Annotated in this window: 13 protein-coding genes, 2 tRNA genes and 1 pseudogene; 5 read left to right on the top strand and 11 right to left on the bottom strand. The window is 50.4% G+C overall.

Annotation, left to right across the window (positions count from 1 at the left end; all coding sequences use genetic code 11):
* Positions 1 to 76 precede the first annotated feature (76 nt).
* Positions 77 to 2,275, top strand: coding sequence for a prolyl oligopeptidase family protein (locus RAL90_RS13270; RefSeq protein WP_306251413.1), 2,199 nt, complete (start codon positions 77 to 79; stop codon positions 2,273 to 2,275).
* Between the two features lie 106 nt (positions 2,276 to 2,381).
* On the opposite strand, the gene RAL90_RS13275 is transcribed toward RAL90_RS13270, so the two are convergent.
* From RAL90_RS13275 to RAL90_RS13290, 4 genes are all read right to left on the bottom strand, one after another.
* Complete coding sequence (locus tag RAL90_RS13275; RefSeq protein ID WP_306251415.1) at positions 2,382 to 3,353, bottom strand: oxidoreductase; 972 nt, start codon at positions 3,351 to 3,353, stop codon at positions 2,382 to 2,384.
* Between the two features lie 72 nt (positions 3,354 to 3,425).
* Positions 3,426 to 3,635 (bottom strand): hypothetical protein, encoded by a 210-nt coding sequence (locus tag RAL90_RS13280; protein WP_306251417.1) that lies wholly within the window; start codon positions 3,633 to 3,635, stop codon positions 3,426 to 3,428.
* Between the two features lie 76 nt (positions 3,636 to 3,711).
* Entirely contained in the window at positions 3,712 to 4,887 is a 1,176-nt protein-coding gene (locus RAL90_RS13285) for a dipeptidase (protein ID WP_306251419.1), read from the bottom strand.
* A gap of 57 nt (positions 4,888 to 4,944) precedes the next feature.
* A complete protein-coding gene (locus tag RAL90_RS13290) occupies positions 4,945 to 5,952 on the bottom strand; it encodes an NAD(P)-dependent alcohol dehydrogenase (RefSeq protein WP_306251421.1) in 1,008 nt (335 codons plus the stop codon).
* Positions 5,953 to 6,003: 51 nt separating this feature from the next.
* Here RAL90_RS13290 and RAL90_RS13295 point away from each other — a divergent pair, with 51 nt between their 5' ends.
* Positions 6,004 to 7,428 carry an MATE family efflux transporter gene (locus tag RAL90_RS13295; protein ID WP_306251422.1) on the top strand — a complete coding sequence of 475 codons (1,425 nt, stop codon included), beginning with the start codon at positions 6,004 to 6,006 and terminating at the stop codon, positions 7,426 to 7,428.
* 121 nt (positions 7,429 to 7,549) lie between these two features.
* Here the strand turns inward: RAL90_RS13295 and RAL90_RS13300 are convergent.
* The 3 genes from RAL90_RS13300 to RAL90_RS13310 form a co-directional block, all read right to left on the bottom strand.
* Positions 7,550 to 7,621, bottom strand: a tRNA-OTHER gene (locus RAL90_RS13300).
* Positions 7,622 to 7,870: 249 nt separating this feature from the next.
* Positions 7,871 to 8,275, bottom strand: a complete 405-nt coding sequence (locus RAL90_RS13305; protein ID WP_306251425.1) for a hypothetical protein — start codon at positions 8,273 to 8,275, stop codon at positions 7,871 to 7,873.
* Complete coding sequence (locus tag RAL90_RS13310; RefSeq protein ID WP_306251427.1) at positions 8,245 to 9,876, bottom strand: calcium-binding protein; 1,632 nt, start codon at positions 9,874 to 9,876, stop codon at positions 8,245 to 8,247. Before RAL90_RS13310 ends, RAL90_RS13305 begins: the two co-directional genes overlap by 31 nt.
* A 62-nt stretch (positions 9,877 to 9,938) precedes the next feature.
* Between RAL90_RS13310 and RAL90_RS13315 the strand changes: the two are divergent.
* Together RAL90_RS13315 and RAL90_RS13320 are read left to right on the top strand one after the other, a co-directional pair.
* Positions 9,939 to 10,657 (top strand): annotated as a pseudogene (locus RAL90_RS13315) (IS5 family transposase); the annotation flags it as partial.
* Between the two features lie 167 nt (positions 10,658 to 10,824).
* Positions 10,825 to 12,291, top strand: coding sequence for a cryptochrome/photolyase family protein (locus RAL90_RS13320; RefSeq protein ID WP_306251429.1), 1,467 nt, complete (start codon positions 10,825 to 10,827; stop codon positions 12,289 to 12,291).
* Positions 12,292 to 13,009: 718 nt separating this feature from the next.
* Here the strand turns inward: RAL90_RS13320 and RAL90_RS13325 are convergent.
* Positions 13,010 to 13,099: transfer RNA gene (locus tag RAL90_RS13325), tRNA-Ser, on the bottom strand.
* A gap of 178 nt (positions 13,100 to 13,277) precedes the next feature.
* On the opposite strand from RAL90_RS13325, the gene RAL90_RS13330 reads away from it, so the two are divergent.
* Complete coding sequence (locus RAL90_RS13330) at positions 13,278 to 13,544, top strand: hypothetical protein (RefSeq protein WP_306251432.1); 267 nt, start codon at positions 13,278 to 13,280, stop codon at positions 13,542 to 13,544.
* A gap of 11 nt (positions 13,545 to 13,555) precedes the next feature.
* Here RAL90_RS13330 and RAL90_RS13335 read toward each other — a convergent pair whose 3' ends face one another.
* From RAL90_RS13335 to RAL90_RS13345, 3 genes are all read right to left on the bottom strand, one after another.
* Positions 13,556 to 13,921 carry a hypothetical protein gene (locus RAL90_RS13335; RefSeq protein WP_306251434.1) on the bottom strand — a complete coding sequence of 122 codons (366 nt, stop codon included), beginning with the start codon at positions 13,919 to 13,921 and terminating at the stop codon, positions 13,556 to 13,558.
* A gap of 217 nt (positions 13,922 to 14,138) precedes the next feature.
* Positions 14,139 to 14,486, bottom strand: a complete 348-nt coding sequence (locus tag RAL90_RS13340) for a hypothetical protein (RefSeq protein ID WP_306251436.1) — start codon at positions 14,484 to 14,486, stop codon at positions 14,139 to 14,141.
* A gap of 82 nt (positions 14,487 to 14,568) precedes the next feature.
* Entirely contained in the window at positions 14,569 to 15,051 is a 483-nt protein-coding gene (locus RAL90_RS13345) for a hypothetical protein (protein ID WP_306251438.1), read from the bottom strand.
* Position 15,052 lies beyond the last annotated feature (1 nt).

Here is a 15,052-nt window from a genome sequence, read left to right on the forward strand (position 1 = left end):
ATTCCAACCGTATAAATTTGCAGGGCACTGGCAGGTCCGTTAGGGTGTCGCAAAATTTACGCGTGAGGAGTGCAAAATGAAGAAACTGATGATGAGCGCCGCTGTGCTGGCACTTGCTGCCTGTGCTGACAACACTGCTGACACACAAACGCCTACTGCTGCGGCAGCCCCAGAAGCGGCTGAAACCGCCATCACCACAACCCTTGATTATCCGGAAACTGTTACTGTGGATCAAACTGATGACTTTTTCGGTGTCAGCGTTGCTGACCCGTATCGCTGGCTTGAAGATGATGTACGCGTGAATGAAGACGTCGCCACCTGGGTCGATGCACAGAATGCTGTAACCGACGAATATCTTGGCACATTGCCCAACCGGGCAGCGATTGAAACGCGCCTCGGCCAGCTCTGGGATTATGAGAAGTTCACCCTGCCAAACCGGGAAGGGGGCAAGTATTTCTTCCGCCGTAATGACGGGTTACAAAATCAGTATGTCTATTACGTGCAGGACGCCCTGGATGAGGAACCGCGTGTACTGATAGACCCTAATGACTGGTCTGAAGACGGCGCTACGGCCCTCTCCTCCACTGTGCCAAGCCCGGATGGCAGCCATGTGCTTTACGCCATTCAGGATGGCGGCACGGACTGGCGTACGCTCAAGGTCCTGAATGTGGAAACCGGGGAAACACTCGAAGACACAATAGAATGGGTCAAGTTTTCCGGCCTTGCCTGGGCACCCGATGGATCAGGCTTTTTCTATTCACGCTATCCAGCACCGGAAGAAGGTGAAACCTTCCAGTCCCTGAACTTCGACCAGAAGCTGTATTTTCACAAGATCGGCGATGCGCAGGCTGCCGATACGCTAGTTTTTGAGCGCCTGGACAATCCGGAAATTTCCGTCAGGGCCTATGTCGCCGCCCAGCGCTTTCTCATTATCGCCATGTCCAAGGGGACAGACGATGTCTACGAGATTGCCGTTAAGGATCTGAATGATCCAGCCTCTGAGCCGGTGATGATTATTGAAGGCTTCGAGAACGATTACATCTTCGTGGGAGCCTCAGACCGCACATTGTTTGTCCAGACGGATCGCAACGCGCCGCGTGGCCGCATTATCGCCATAGATCTCGATAATTTTGCTGAGGAAAACTGGCAGGAAATTATACCGCAATCAGACAATGTGCTTGTTGATGCGTCCATTGTTGGCGGCAAACTGGTCGCTGAATATATGGAAGATGTGAAGTCAGTCGTGCGCATGTACGAACTGGACGGCACACCAGCCGGCGTTGTGGACCTGCCAGGCCTCGGCAGCGCCAGCGGTTTTGAAGCTGCACAAGACGAATCAGAGACTTTCTATTCGTTCTCAAGCTATAATCGTCCGACCACCATCTACCGCTTTGATGTGGAAACTGGTGAAAGTACCGTCTTCAAACAACCCGAAACACCATTTGATCCATCTGCGTATGTGGTCAGTCAGGTTTTTTATCCATCCAGAGACGGCACACAAATCCCCATGTTCATCGCCCATAAGGAAGGGCTGGACATTTCCAATGGCGCACCGACATTGCTCTATGGTTATGGCGGGTTCAACATCTCCCTGCGCCCTTCCTTTTCCATCACCAACTTTGCCTGGATGGAAATGGGCGGCGTCTTCGCACTTGCCAACCTTCGGGGCGGCGGTGAATACGGCAAGGAGTGGCATGATGCCGGGCGCCTGCTGGAAAAGCAGAATGTGTTTGATGACTTTATAACCGCAGGTGAATATCTGATCGCTGAGGGTTACACCTCCAACGACCAACTTTCGATCTACGGTCGCTCAAACGGAGGCCTTCTGGTGGGGACTGTCGTTAATCAGCGACCGGACCTGTTCGCTGCCGCCCTGCCTGCTGTGGGCGTGATGGATATGTTGCGCTTTGACAAATTCACAGCAGGTCGTTTCTGGACAGATGACTATGGCAAGCCTTCCGAGAACGAGGCGGATTTCAGGAACAATTATAGCTACTCACCATATCACAACATACAGAATGGCACTGATTATCCTGCTGTGCTCGTGACCACAGCCGATACGGATGACCGTGTTGTGCCTGGACACTCGTTCAAATATATTGCTGCGCTGCAAGAAGCCGAAACAGGTAGCGCACCAAAACTGATCCGCATCGAGACAAGGGCGGGGCATGGTTCCGGCAAGCCAACAGAGAAGATCATTGAAGAATATGCGGATATGTGGGGCTTCATCGCCCATCATACAGGCCTCACCCTGCCAGAAGGTTATGGTGAATAACCGGAGCATCTAAGACATCAAATTTTGTCGGCGTGATGGTGGCTATACAAGCCTCGTCACGCCGACAATTTTCTTATCATCCCCAAGCCAACATATTCGGTTCAGGTCAGGCTTCAGCCAGCATCTTCTCACTCACTTCCCACAGGCGTTGGGCCGCTTCATCATCACAGGCCCAAGGGCGCACATGCTCCCACCGCTGAGAGTTTTCATCGGCCAGCCTGCCAATGTCACAGTCTTCACAATATACGCCGCCCCGCCCTGCCAGTTGAGGCGATGTTGCCGCCCAGATTGTTGTTGAAGCGCCCTGCTCTGGCGTTTTGAACATCGCCTGCACGGCATCCGGAATAGTGCCATCAGCATTCTTCCAGCCAAGCGCCACCATTTCCTCTTCCGGCAAATGACGTTGCAGGGGGGTAAAAATGCCGCCGGGGTGTACAGCAAAGGCTCGCACGCCCTCAGCCTTGTATTTTGCGTCAAAGCCAACCGCAAAAAGACTATTCGCTGTCTTCGCCTGCCCATAGGCAACCCACTTATTATACTCTTGATGATTGAAGTGCGGATCATCCCACAAAATGTCTGACATGGCGTGCGCCGTTGAAGAGAGCGCTACAACGCGCGCGCGCTCCGCCCGCACAAGCGCTGGTGCCAGCAATCGCGCCAGTTCCATATGCGCCAGATGATTGACCCCGAACTGGCTTTCCCATCCCGGTCCTATGCGCGTTAAGGGGCAGGCCATAATGCCGGCATTATTGATTAACAGGTCAAGCTGCCGGTTGGTTTCCAGAAAAGCGTCAGCAAAGCGGCGCACACTGGCAATGTCTGCCAGGTCCATTTCCATGACGATGGTCTGGCCAGCCATATCCTTCAACTCTGCTTCGGCAGCTTCCTTGCGCCGCGCCGGCACAACAACAGTTGCCCCCGCACTGACAAGCGCCCGTGTCGTTTCCGTGCCAATACCTGAATATCCACCGGTAACAATCGCAATCTTACCGCTGAGATCGACTCCCTCGATCACATCCAGTGCAGTTGATTTTGCATGAAGGCCTGATTCTACAGGCACCTGATCTGATACTGCCATGCGTTGCTTCTCCATTTTTTACCATCGTGGCAGGCCACAAAGGCAACAGCAAGAATGCAATTCAACAGTGCATCACTTTCTACCCCGGAACAGAATGAAGGCACCAATTAGAAGAAACGGTATACCATAGAGAAAATAGACCCATGTACTGCCACTCTGCTCACCACCGATAAGCGAAGCAAACGCAATAACGGATTCTGCAACGACAATTAGCCCCACCGGCATAAGTATTCCAAAGGCGATCAGCACGATACCGATAATAACGCTGATATTCTTACCCATCCGAAGCCTCCTGCCCTTTGTGCTGATAAAGACTACTCTAATAAGGCTAATGTGAGAATGGCTTGGAGCGATCTTTTTAATCCGGCAGATGTGCTGCAAAAAAACGGATGGCATTTTCCCCCATCACCTGGCGCACTTCCTGCTCGCTCATGTCCTTTTCGAGTAGGGCTTCGGTCAGGACCGACAGCTCCGAGGCATCAAACGTGGTTGTCACGGTACCATCATAATCCGAGCCGAGTGCAATATGCTCTACTCCAAATGTATCGGCGGCATATTTGATAACATTGGCAATCCCTATGGGTGCATCTTCGCAGGTAACATCAGCCCAAAAGCCTATCCCTATCAAGCCTCCACGCGCAGCGATCTCCGCCATCAACTCATCAGGGATATTCCGTGTCGCGTTACAGGCCGAATAGATACCAGTATGTGAGACCACTAGCGGTTCATCAGTCATCTCCAGCACATCACGCACAACCTGGTGCGAGGAATGCGCCACATCAATCATGATATCCATCTCAACCAGTTTGCGCACAACCTCTCGGCCAAATGGCGTCAGCCCTGCGCCGCTGGTGCCATGAAGGGATCCACCGAGCTCATTATCAAAGAAATGCTGCAAGCCGACCATTCTGTACCCGGCATCATAAAGCTCTTCAAGATTCGCAATATCTCCCTCTAGTGGATGTGCCCCCTCCGTTGCCAGAATACCCACTAATACGGATTTGTCCTGCTGCCGCTCAACCAGCGCCTTTTCCAGATCACGTTTCGTGCGAGCAACCACAAAACGACCATCTGATTCTGCCTCGAGGTCCGTTAGACGCTCAGCATGGTAGCGTGCCCGTTCGAACAGGGAATTCCAGGTTCTGCGTGGCCAACGCTGGGCAATTGCAAGCAGTGTGATCTGATCCGACTCCGCCGTATTTTTTTCATAGTTCTGACCGGCTGGCGTTTTGGTAACACTGGCAAAAACCTGCACAGCCACGCGGCCTTCGCGCAGACGCGGCAAATCCGTATGCCCACGGTCATGCCGTTTTGTCGGGTCGCGCATCCATAAAAGCATGTCGGAATGCAGATCAGCAACCCGCAGGTCATCGTGAAAGGAAGTGACTGTATCTGATACTTCAATCGGCGCGTCGCGCTTGACGACATTCATGTCACGATCAGCTGTAACCGGCAGGTGCCAGAAAACCACGTAAGCGGCTACAACAACAGCCAGCAATAATGCACCCGTCAGTCCTTTTAGCAGTCCGGACATCGCAACCTCCTCTTATATTTTCATACAGGGTGCAAAACAGGGCCGCTTGCTGTCAACCTATCGCGTCAACACCACCCGGTAACGTGCCTTGCCGCTCTCCAAGTGAGCGATTGCTTCATTCACCTCGTCCATCGGAAAGGTTTCAACCTGCGGCGCGATGCCGTGACGCGCGCAGAAGTTGAGCATTCTGGCAACACGTGCTGGTGGGCCAATATCAGACCCCCCTATGGATTTCTGTCCGGATATCAGCGCCTGTGGCGGCAGGTCCATAGGCTCGGTAATCGCCCCGACAGAAATGAACTTTCCTTCCGGCGCAAGGGCTGCGATGTAACGCCCCCACGGCAAGGAAACATTGACCGTAGAGATGATCGCATCAAACTTTCCCCGCAAGGCTTTCAGCCCTGCATCATCGCGCGTATCAGCCACATGATGCGCACCCAGCTTCTTCAATTCTTCTGACTTGTCCGGACTCGTTGTAAACGCCCAGGTCTCGCACCCCCAGGCGCGCAGAAACTGAAGTGCCAGGTGGCCAAGACCACCGATACCAATCACGCCAACCCTGTCCGTTGGCTTGATGTCATACTCCTCAATCGGAGAGAAAACCGTTATGCCACCGCAAAACAGTGGTCCCGCTTCCTCAGCAGAAATACCGTCCGGCACAGGCACAGCCCACGCCGCCTGCGCTCTCAAGCGATCAGCAAACCCCCCATGATGGCCAACGATAGTTGCCTGTGTTTTCGCACAATGATGATGTGCTCCCGACATACACTGATGACATGTCAGGCAGGAGCGCACATTCCAGCCAATCCCCACGGTCTGCCCTACCTCAAGGTGAATGACAGAAGCACCGACGGCGGCAATTTTGCCAATCACCTCGTGCCCGGGCACAACCGGATAGCGCGTAACACCCCAGTCATTATTCAGGATCGACAGATCTGAATGGCATATACCACAGCTGGTTACTTCGATCTCGACTTCGTCTGCTGCAAGTTCAGCCACCTCATAGGAAAACGGCTCCAACTTCCCGCCCGCTTTTTTCGCTGCCCATGCGTTAATGCCTGTCATAGACTGTCTCCCTGTTTTACCGGACAATAAGGCAGATCAACAGCGCTGGCCATGCCCGGGAACAGCACTTATACCCGGTTCATGCGAGCCCCTTCCCCAACTGCTGTCACCTCTCAGGCAAAGCTGACCACAGGTCCTGTAGGCCGCACCCTGTGGCAGAACAGCTGGCCCATGAGCATGGGGCTGATTTCGGTCATCGCCTTCAATATTGTCGATACATTCTACATCGGTCAGCTCGGTGCTGATCAACTTGCCGCCATGGGCTTCTGTTTTCCCGTCATCTTCATCATGGGTTCAATGGCTATCGGCCTGGGGAATGGCAGCCTCTCGATCCTTTCCCGGGCAATCGGCGAAGGGCGCCCTGACAGGGCGCGCCGTCTGGTAACCAATACCATGGTTCTGGTCAGTCTGCTGAGCTTCGTTTTGACCGGTTTTATGTATATCTTCTCGGATGAAATATTCTCCCTGCTGCGAACGCCAGATCACCTGATGCCATATGTCGATCAGTATATGGATGTCTGGTATGCAGGTCTCTGGTTCCTTATCACGCCTGTTGCTGCAAATTATCTCATCCGCGCCAATGGGGAAGCAATCGCGTCCTCCGTACTGATGCTGGGGGCAGCCGCGATCAATGCTGTGCTCTCTCCCTTGCTGGTGTTTGGCCTGCTCGGCTTTCCTGAAATGGGCATAAGCGGTGCCGCCCTCGCGACCATTATTGCCCGGGGAACAATTGCCGTGAGTGCCATTTATTATCTCGGCTTTCGTCACAACATGATGGAAGTTTCCCTGCGGGCTGTTCAAGTCTTGCCACGGCATATCCAGGAAATCATGCGCTTTGCGGTGCCTGCGGCGCTGGCCCAGATGGTTACCCCGCTTGCAACTGCCCTGATTGTGATCCTGCTGGCCGGATACGGACAGGATGCCGTCGCGGGCTTTACCGTTGGTGCTCGGATTGAAACGCTCTCGCTCGTCCCCTTCTTTGCCTTTCAGGTGGGGATCAGCCCCTTTATCGGTCAGAATGTGGGGGCGAACCTGCCGGACCGGCTGGCACAGGCTGAAAACTGGATATGGAAATTTGCACTATTCTGGGGGGTCATCAGCGCTGTCCTGTTGATCAGTTTTGGTGGTGCCCTTGGCAGCCTGTTCACGGACGATCCGGAAATCATTGCCCTGACAGACCAGTATCTTTTCATTGTTTCATTCGGATATATTTTTGCAGGCGTGTTTCATCTGAGCATTGGCGTTCTGAATCCCCTTGGCTTTCCAAATCTCGGTGCTGGCCTCTCTTTCTTTCGTTATATTGTTCTGTACGCTGGTCTTGCCTGGCTGTTTTCCTCAGGCGCAGTTCTGGACAGCCTCACTGGCCCGGTCGGCGTTTTTACCGCGGGCGCAATCGCCTGGATCATTGCAGGCCTCACTGGCGCTTTACTCATTCACCATCGACTGCCAACCCGCTCCCCGCAGCAAACTGACTAAACAGTGACAGACAATCTGCTTCAGACTAGGGTCAAGCTTGCTTACTTCTTCCGTATAGCGAGATACTTTTATCGCCGACGCACGTCCTGAAAGACGCCTGCACACTGTGCACATCAAAGTCTGGTGCCGCTGAAGAGATTTGAACTCCCCACCAACTTCGTCAGCCAAATTATTTAACCTTATAATCAATGGCTTATGCAATCATGACCTGCATTAGATGAGATAATTGGTAGCACATTTAGTAGCAAATTGATGATTAACTTCATACTCAATTAGAGCTCCCAGACACCCTCGCTCCAGGCACTGATTCGCTTGCTGAACAGTAGGAATTGTGGAATTTCAATTGACACTCATTGCTGGATTGCAGCTGCAATTAACCAGTTATAGATGCCTAACGCAGCATAGCGCATATCTATCAGAAAGAAGGATTTCAATCCAACCACTAAATCAAAATGTCGTTTTCCAATGCAGAAATTGTGGTGCTCCGAATAGTGAGGATATCGCTTCCAATTGCGAAAGTGACATCACCATCAATCTCGCCCATCAGTGCCGTAGCCTCGGAAACTGCAGCAAAACCAAAACTCGTTAGATCGATCTTATCCTGATCATCTTGAAAATCAGTGATGGTATCATCTTCATCACCCACCGCAAAAATGAATGTATCTGCCCCAGCTTTACCTGAAAGAATATCTGTTCCTGCACCACCGTGTAGTAAGTCATCCCCCTTTCGCCCATCAAGAACGTCATTACCGTCACCGCCTTTGAGAATATCGCCGCCTTGACCACCTACAAGCAGATCATTCCCTTCATCGCCATTTAGGGTGTCGTTGCCACCATTCCCTCGCAATTCATCATCCCTTTACCACCAGAGATTACGTCGGACAGCCCCCTACCAGAGACAACATCGTTTCCAGCTCCAGCATCAATTGTATCTGATCCCCGTCGGCCAGAAATCGTATCAGCACCATCCCCACCTGAAATAACGTCAGCACCATCTCCGCCAATCAATTCGTCATTACCGATGCCACCGTCAATGAAATCTCGACCGCCGCCGCCATCGATTTCATCTGAACCCTCTCCCCCACTCAAAATGTCATTGCCGCCACGACCAAGTATCAAATCGTCACCGCCATCACCAAAAACTTTATCTCTACCCGATCCAGAATCAACAAAGTCGTCACCACCTAAAGCCGAGATATTCACACGGCCACTAATACCGAATATTGCATCCGAGAATTCAGTAATTTGATCAATCACTCCGTTGTTTATTGCGCCGGATACAACAATGACTTCCACTTGGCTTTCACTGGTGTCGCCCTGAGAATCTATGATTGCGTAATCGACTACATCCCGCCCACGTCCAGTATCTGTCAAACCACCAAACGCATCATTTAATTCGTAAGAAAGTATTCCGTCGGATGAAACTGTAATGCTTGCGCCAGACGCCAAGGTCTCGGAAATTTCGCCTTCGAACATATTTCCATTTAGTTGATTTACAGTCAATGTATCGGACAAGTCTGCATCTGAATCATTGGATAGCAAGTTCGAAGTCAATGGGGAGATCTGCTCCCTACAAATGAATAAACGATCCATAACAGCAATCGGTGCGTCATTCTCACCCACAATTGTAATTCGTATTTCTGCGGATGAAAACGATAATTGGTCGATTTCACCACCGCCACGAAAAACTAAACCATTCTCAAAAATGACATCATCAACCCCATCCCCATTTTGGTCGAACACATCAAAGACGGAGTCTATTGAGCCTAAATTCAGTGAGGAAGCCTCTAATACATTCACCTCCATAGGCAGAGCACTGCTAGTGCCAAACAAGATTATTGTTTGATCGTCTTTCTCAAAGACAAGGTCATCGTAGCCGTCCCCATTTAAATCGCCACTATTGACAACTTCCGTATCAAGATGAAAGCCGTTAATACCGTTTAGTTCAGAGATTTCTAAAGATCGCGCCTGAATATCAGAAGATCCAAATATTACGTAGTGATTGCCCCCATCTACGAGAGATAAATCATCAAATTGATCTCCATTAAAATCAAAACCCGATTCAACGAGTTTATTTGCATCTAGATTGAACCCATTCTCATTACTGAATTGGTTGAATTCACTTAATGATGTTACCGAAGCACCCTCAGAAGAACCGAACACAACATACTCATTGTTCTCATAATCAGTTACTAGAACATCATCAAAACCATCACCATTAACGTCACCAACAAATCGAGCACCAACTGAATAATATATCCCCGATGAGTATAGATCATCTACCAACCGCTGATTCTGAACATCATTTTCTATCTGTGTACCAAACACAACTCTAGTACCATTGTAGTACTCTTCGAAAATCAGATCGGCAAACCCGTCTCCATTTAAATCACCTCCAACGTCAATTAGGGTCTGTACCCAATTTAACTGATTGATTTGTTTGTGCAAAGCGTGATTCAGGGATTTCCGAAAGGGAGTCTTAAATGGCGCGGTTTGATTTGTCGGATGAAGAATGGGCGGTGATTGAACCGTTGTTGCCAAAGGTTAGCCGCGGCCCGAAGCGCAAAGATGATCGTACGATCCTGAACGGCATCTTTTACATTTTGCGCACAGGCGCGCCATGGCGGGACTTGCCGGAACGATATGGACCGTACACGACTGCTTACAATCGGTATAACAGGTGGGGCGAGCGCGGCGTCTGGAAGGGCATATTCGATGCGCTCGCTGAAGAATGTGAGGACAGTCTGATCTTCATAGACGCCTCGATTGTCAAAGCTCACCGCGCAGCGAGTGGCTCAAAAAGGGGGAACTGGCGGAAGATATTGGACGCTCACGGGGCGGTCGCACAAGCAAAGTTCACGTGGCCGTAGATGAAAATGGCAGGCCATTGCGCATTGAGGTCACTGGCGGCCATGTTCATGACAGCCAGGTGATGAATGTCTTCCTCGACTGGGAGATGCCGCCTCTGGCGATGGTCCTGGACAAAGCCTATGGCAGTGCGAAGATCAGGCGCGATATCGCCGATGAAGGTGCGTTGGCGGTTATTCCCGCCAAGTCCAATGCGCGCAATCCGGTCCCGCATGACACCAGCCTTTACGCCATGCGTAATATTGTCGAGCGGTTCTTCTGCAAAATGAAAGACATGAGACGGCTGGCTACACGGTTCGAGAAATCTCGAAGGAACTTCATCAACATGATATATCTCTTCGCAGCAAAATGCTGGATCAATTGAGTCCACACCCTAGGCAACAAGGGATTAAATTTGACCTTTGATCCAGCAAAACTAGTTCATCAGCCAGTTGGGACAATTCAAAAATTTGCTCGAATTTTGCGATCCAAGGCTTTGTCCTAAGTTCTCTTGGGATACTGAAAAATAAAATAAGGAGGACCGAAATTTTGACCGAAGTTGCGGTGATCTATCCCCACCAACTATTCAAGCAGCTTCCGGCACCATTTAAACGAATGCGTTTGTATTTGGTGGAAGAACCTCTCATCCTTACCTACAACCCGATCCACCGCGGTAAGCTGATGTTTCACAAGCTTACGATGGATGCATACCAAGGTATGCTCGAGCAAGAAGGGTATTTGATTACTCGATTGACGATTAGTAAGCACCCGCGATCATCTGATATCTTTGACGCGCTAAAGGATTTCGGTGTCGAGAAAGTGCATATTATCGACACTGTAGACAACTACCTGGAAAGAGAAATTCGAAATTGTGGGATCGATCGAGTATGGTACGAAACTCCATTGTTCTTGCTCTCTAAAGATGATGCAAAGAACCGTTTTGTCGACAGTAGAAAGCTTATGGCAGCCTTCTATAGGAATATGCGGAGAGACAAAGATATCCTTATTGAGGGTACAGGAAAACCGGTTGGAGGTCAGTGGAGTTTTGATAAGGAAAACCGGAAAAAAGTCCCAAAGGGAGTTTCATTTCCGCAAGACTTGACTGTCTACGAGAATGCAGAAACGCATGCCGCCGCTTCTTGGTCTGAAAACATTGCGCCAAATACTTATGGAAGAGCTATGTGCTGGGCACCGTACACGCATTATGAGGCAGCACGGTATCTCGAGGAATTCCTAATTGTTCGATTTCGTGATTTTGGCCCATTTGAAGATGCAATGGCAAATCACCATATCCGCCTTTGGCATTCCGGGTTATCATCTCTTCTAAACAATGGACTGCTAACCCCGTCACAAGTGCTGGAAACGGCAATTACACACGCTGACAGACACCAAATACCGCTCAACTCTCTCGAAGGTTTTGTAAGGCAGATCTTGGGTTGGCGTGAATTTATTCGCGCGAGTTATGAGGTTGATGGTTCTCACATGCGCACCAGTAACTTTTGGAAGAATCATAACCGATTGCCTAAATCTTTCTGGACCGCAGGAACGGGTATAGCCCCTGTTGACCATGTCATAAAAACAGCGCTTGACTTTGGATACTCCCATCACATTGAGCGCCTCATGATAATGGGCAACTTTATGTTATTGTCTCGTATCTCCCCACATGACGTTTATAGATGGTTTATGGGCATGTATTTAGACGCATATGATTGGGTGATGGTGCCAAACGTATACGGAATGAGCCAGTTTGCTGACGGAGGGACTTTTGCAACAAAACCCTATATCAGTGGCTCAAACTACATCAGGAAAATGTCTGACTTTCCTGGTGGTGAGTGGGAAAACGTCTGGACAGCGCTGTATTGGCGTTTCGTTCATGACCACCAAGAAGTCTTTCAAAAAAATCACCGACTTTCAATGATGCCTAAGACATTGGCTCGAATGGACGGAGCGAAACGTGATGCTCATTTTACTATCTCAGCGGAGTTTTTGAGAAAGCTGTCAGCGGACCCGGCCTGAACGCCCTCAAGCGCCAAAACCGAGTTGCATGGAGGCGCAAAGCAATCTGGAAGCTTGCGATATTGCAATTTGGACCCCGCCATTTCCCATACGCGATATGGTGAACTCCGGCCGCATACCGACCGAAGAAAACCTAACACCATTGGCTAAACGATTTGGCCAACAGATAACACGAAAGACGCTGTTACGATTGTCACAACAAGGTTACTGACTGCAGTTTGCATATAAAATCTCCGTAGCATTTATATGCATTGAAATGGAGCATTCTGCTAAAATGGCCAGCTTGCAAAAGTAAAGTTTTTGTGAAGAACGGCTTCTTTCGATTGGCATCATCCATTCAGTTTCGACGACTCCGTCTTAAACTGATTAAATATGCTTATTGAGTGAGTTTGGAGTTCGCAACTGGACCATGCCATATAATGTGAAAGACCTTATTGCTCTGACTTAGCGCAAGAACTGCAAGAACCTGTTCTTCACAACCACGTCTGTCCTAGCCCCCTAATATGCGGCCAGAATCTGTTTAGCATTTTTGCTTGAATTGGAGGTTTTGGTGATGGCTCGGAAACGGTTTTCAGACGAAGATATATTGAAGGTGCTGCGGCAGGTTGAGGTGGAGCTGTCATCTGGCAAAGACCTAAAAAATGTGGGGATGAGTGTGGGTACGCCAAAAATCCGCCATTCATTTTCTCTTTGATTTCAGGACTTTAATTCAATAGCATGGCGGACAGAGAGGGATTCGAACCCTCGAGACGGTTGCCCGCCTACACGCGTTCCAGGCGTGCGCCTTCGACCACTCGGCCACCTGCCCTTACCAAGGAAGGCGGGATTATAGCGATGCTTGCCTGCAATACAAGAGCAAACAGATTGTTGCGAGCGCTGCCGCTTTTGGATAGTCTGGTATTTGTCTTGCAGGTCTCGTGTGGGGATAGCCCCGGCCTGATCACTGCATGATTTTAGTAACGACGGCTTATATACGGGGCATGATAATGGGGTTTTTTCGTCTTCTGGCTTGGGTTTTTGTGGCATTGGGCCTGATGCTTCTCGGGGCTGATGGTGTTTCTACACTTGAACAGGGCGAGCCGGTCATGCGGTCCACTGCCGAGGTTATGAACCTGCTTGGCATCGGCGTGTCGCCCCTGGAAAGTGACGGCGGTGTAGCAACTGTGGCAAACTTTTTCCTGCGGTCAGCTTTCTGGGCAATTATCGGTGGCATTGGCCTGATCATGACGCTGATTTTCCGGCCATTGACCTGAAAAGGCGCCATCTAAGCCTGTGGCACTGACACGCCTCGCCAATCATTGATAACCGTAACGATCTCCTGCTTGCGACGGAAACTGAAGATGCTGTCGGCACCTGAGGTCATGGATATCTCATATGCTTCACGGCCGGCTTTGCGTGATTGCTGCCTGTGACGGACCAAAGCATCGGCATCAAACTGATCCTGATCATATAAAATCTGCTCACTGAAGACCAGGACGACTTCAAAAACCGGATCCGGTTTTTGCAATGTGTGAATTTTTGCGTATCGAAAAAAGTCGAGATTATATGTGCGATAGCTTTCTGACAGGAAGTTTCGGCTCTTCAGTGTAACCTCTCCGGTAACAGTGGAGAAATATGCACGGCTGTTCATTAACAGAGCTGCGAGAACAGACCCCCCCCCATAGCAGAGTGAGCGGTATCATAGCATACAGAGCAGGTTTTGTTTCCGTCACCAACACGTACCAGAAACCGGTTAAAGTGACTGTGCCCAAGAGGATGACAACTGCCCACGTCCAACGTGAGAATGTTGAAATAACAAGCTCTTCATCAGTATAGCGCACAACTCTCATTCTTGTATCGCCTCATTATCACAGGTCTGTTTTAATCGACCAGTGATATACCAGTAAATTGCTCCACCGACCAACCCCGCCGGAACGAACGTGAGCGCCGTCAGAACGCCGCGATAGGCTGTTGCCCAGAAATTGTATTGAGACGCAAAGAACAAACCAAAGAAGAAAAGCGGCAAGAAGTTCTGCTTGTGGTCGATGCCAGTTATGACGGCGCGCCAGAAACACCAGCAACATCACGGGCAAAGCTGTCACGACCAACACGAAAGGCAAGAGTAATATCATCGCCAAGACAATATCAATCAGGCGCAGATCGCTCTTTGCCAGTCCGTGTCCCACACCTTGATCTGCAACAAGATAGGTCAACAAAAGAATGAGGCTTGCCCCGCAACATGCCGCAAACCAGGCTGCAAATGGCTTGAACAGGCTGCGCCACAAATGCCGTTGACGCCTAGCGGCCATAGTCAGACACTTTCGGCGTGCCGACACCCAGCCAGTACAGAAGTCCGCCAATGGCACCGACAGGGATCAGATCAACCATGACCGGAAATTGCGCCGTCGCATCTGAAATATTTTCCGGCTTAATCAGTAAGGTGACGATGAAGAAGGGCAGGAGTGCCATTATGCCAATATCCGTCCATCCTCGAGGCAGATGCAAGGCACGAACAGTGAGTGTTATCAGCAACGCCGGAATTGCTGATACGATAGCAATCACCGCTGTGGACGCAAGCCACCATTCAAGCAGAAACCCCTTCTCGCCGGTAAGCAATTCTCCCCAGCTGATCTTATGAAGGTGCTTCCACTCGCTCTTGAATGCATTTTCAGCAAGCGACCCACCCGTCAGGAAGCCTGTTGCCAGACAGGCAAGAAGCCATGAAGCAACCGGCCTGCCGATCTGCGGCCAAAAGCCATACCGTTTTGAGTCGCGCGTCATG

Source organism: Parvularcula sp. IMCC14364 (genome assembly GCF_030758415.1).
In the GTDB taxonomy this organism is placed as follows: Bacteria; Pseudomonadota; Alphaproteobacteria; order Caulobacterales; family Parvularculaceae; genus Aquisalinus.

What these genes read in the sequence shown, in the direction of transcription:
- RAL90_RS13270 (WP_306251413.1), top strand. Translation starts at nt 77, where the DNA reads ATGAAGAAACTGATGATGAGCGCCGCTGTGCTGGCACTTGCTGCCTGT.
- RAL90_RS13335 (WP_306251434.1), bottom strand. Translation starts at nt 13,921, where the DNA reads ATGAACAGCCGTGCATATTTCTCCACTGTTACCGGAGAGGTTACACTG.
- RAL90_RS13275 (WP_306251415.1), bottom strand. Translation starts at nt 3,353, where the DNA reads ATGGCAGTATCAGATCAGGTGCCTGTAGAATCAGGCCTTCATGCAAAA.
- RAL90_RS13285 (WP_306251419.1), bottom strand. Translation starts at nt 4,887, where the DNA reads ATGTCCGGACTGCTAAAAGGACTGACGGGTGCATTATTGCTGGCTGTT.
- RAL90_RS13345 (WP_306251438.1), bottom strand. Translation starts at nt 15,051, where the DNA reads ATGACGCGCGACTCAAAACGGTATGGCTTTTGGCCGCAGATCGGCAGG.
- RAL90_RS13295 (WP_306251422.1), top strand. Translation starts at nt 6,004, where the DNA reads ATGCCCGGGAACAGCACTTATACCCGGTTCATGCGAGCCCCTTCCCCA.
- RAL90_RS13290 (WP_306251421.1), bottom strand. Translation starts at nt 5,952, where the DNA reads ATGACAGGCATTAACGCATGGGCAGCGAAAAAAGCGGGCGGGAAGTTG.
- RAL90_RS13280 (WP_306251417.1), bottom strand. Translation starts at nt 3,635, where the DNA reads ATGGGTAAGAATATCAGCGTTATTATCGGTATCGTGCTGATCGCCTTT.
- RAL90_RS13330 (WP_306251432.1), top strand. Translation starts at nt 13,278, where the DNA reads ATGGGGTTTTTTCGTCTTCTGGCTTGGGTTTTTGTGGCATTGGGCCTG.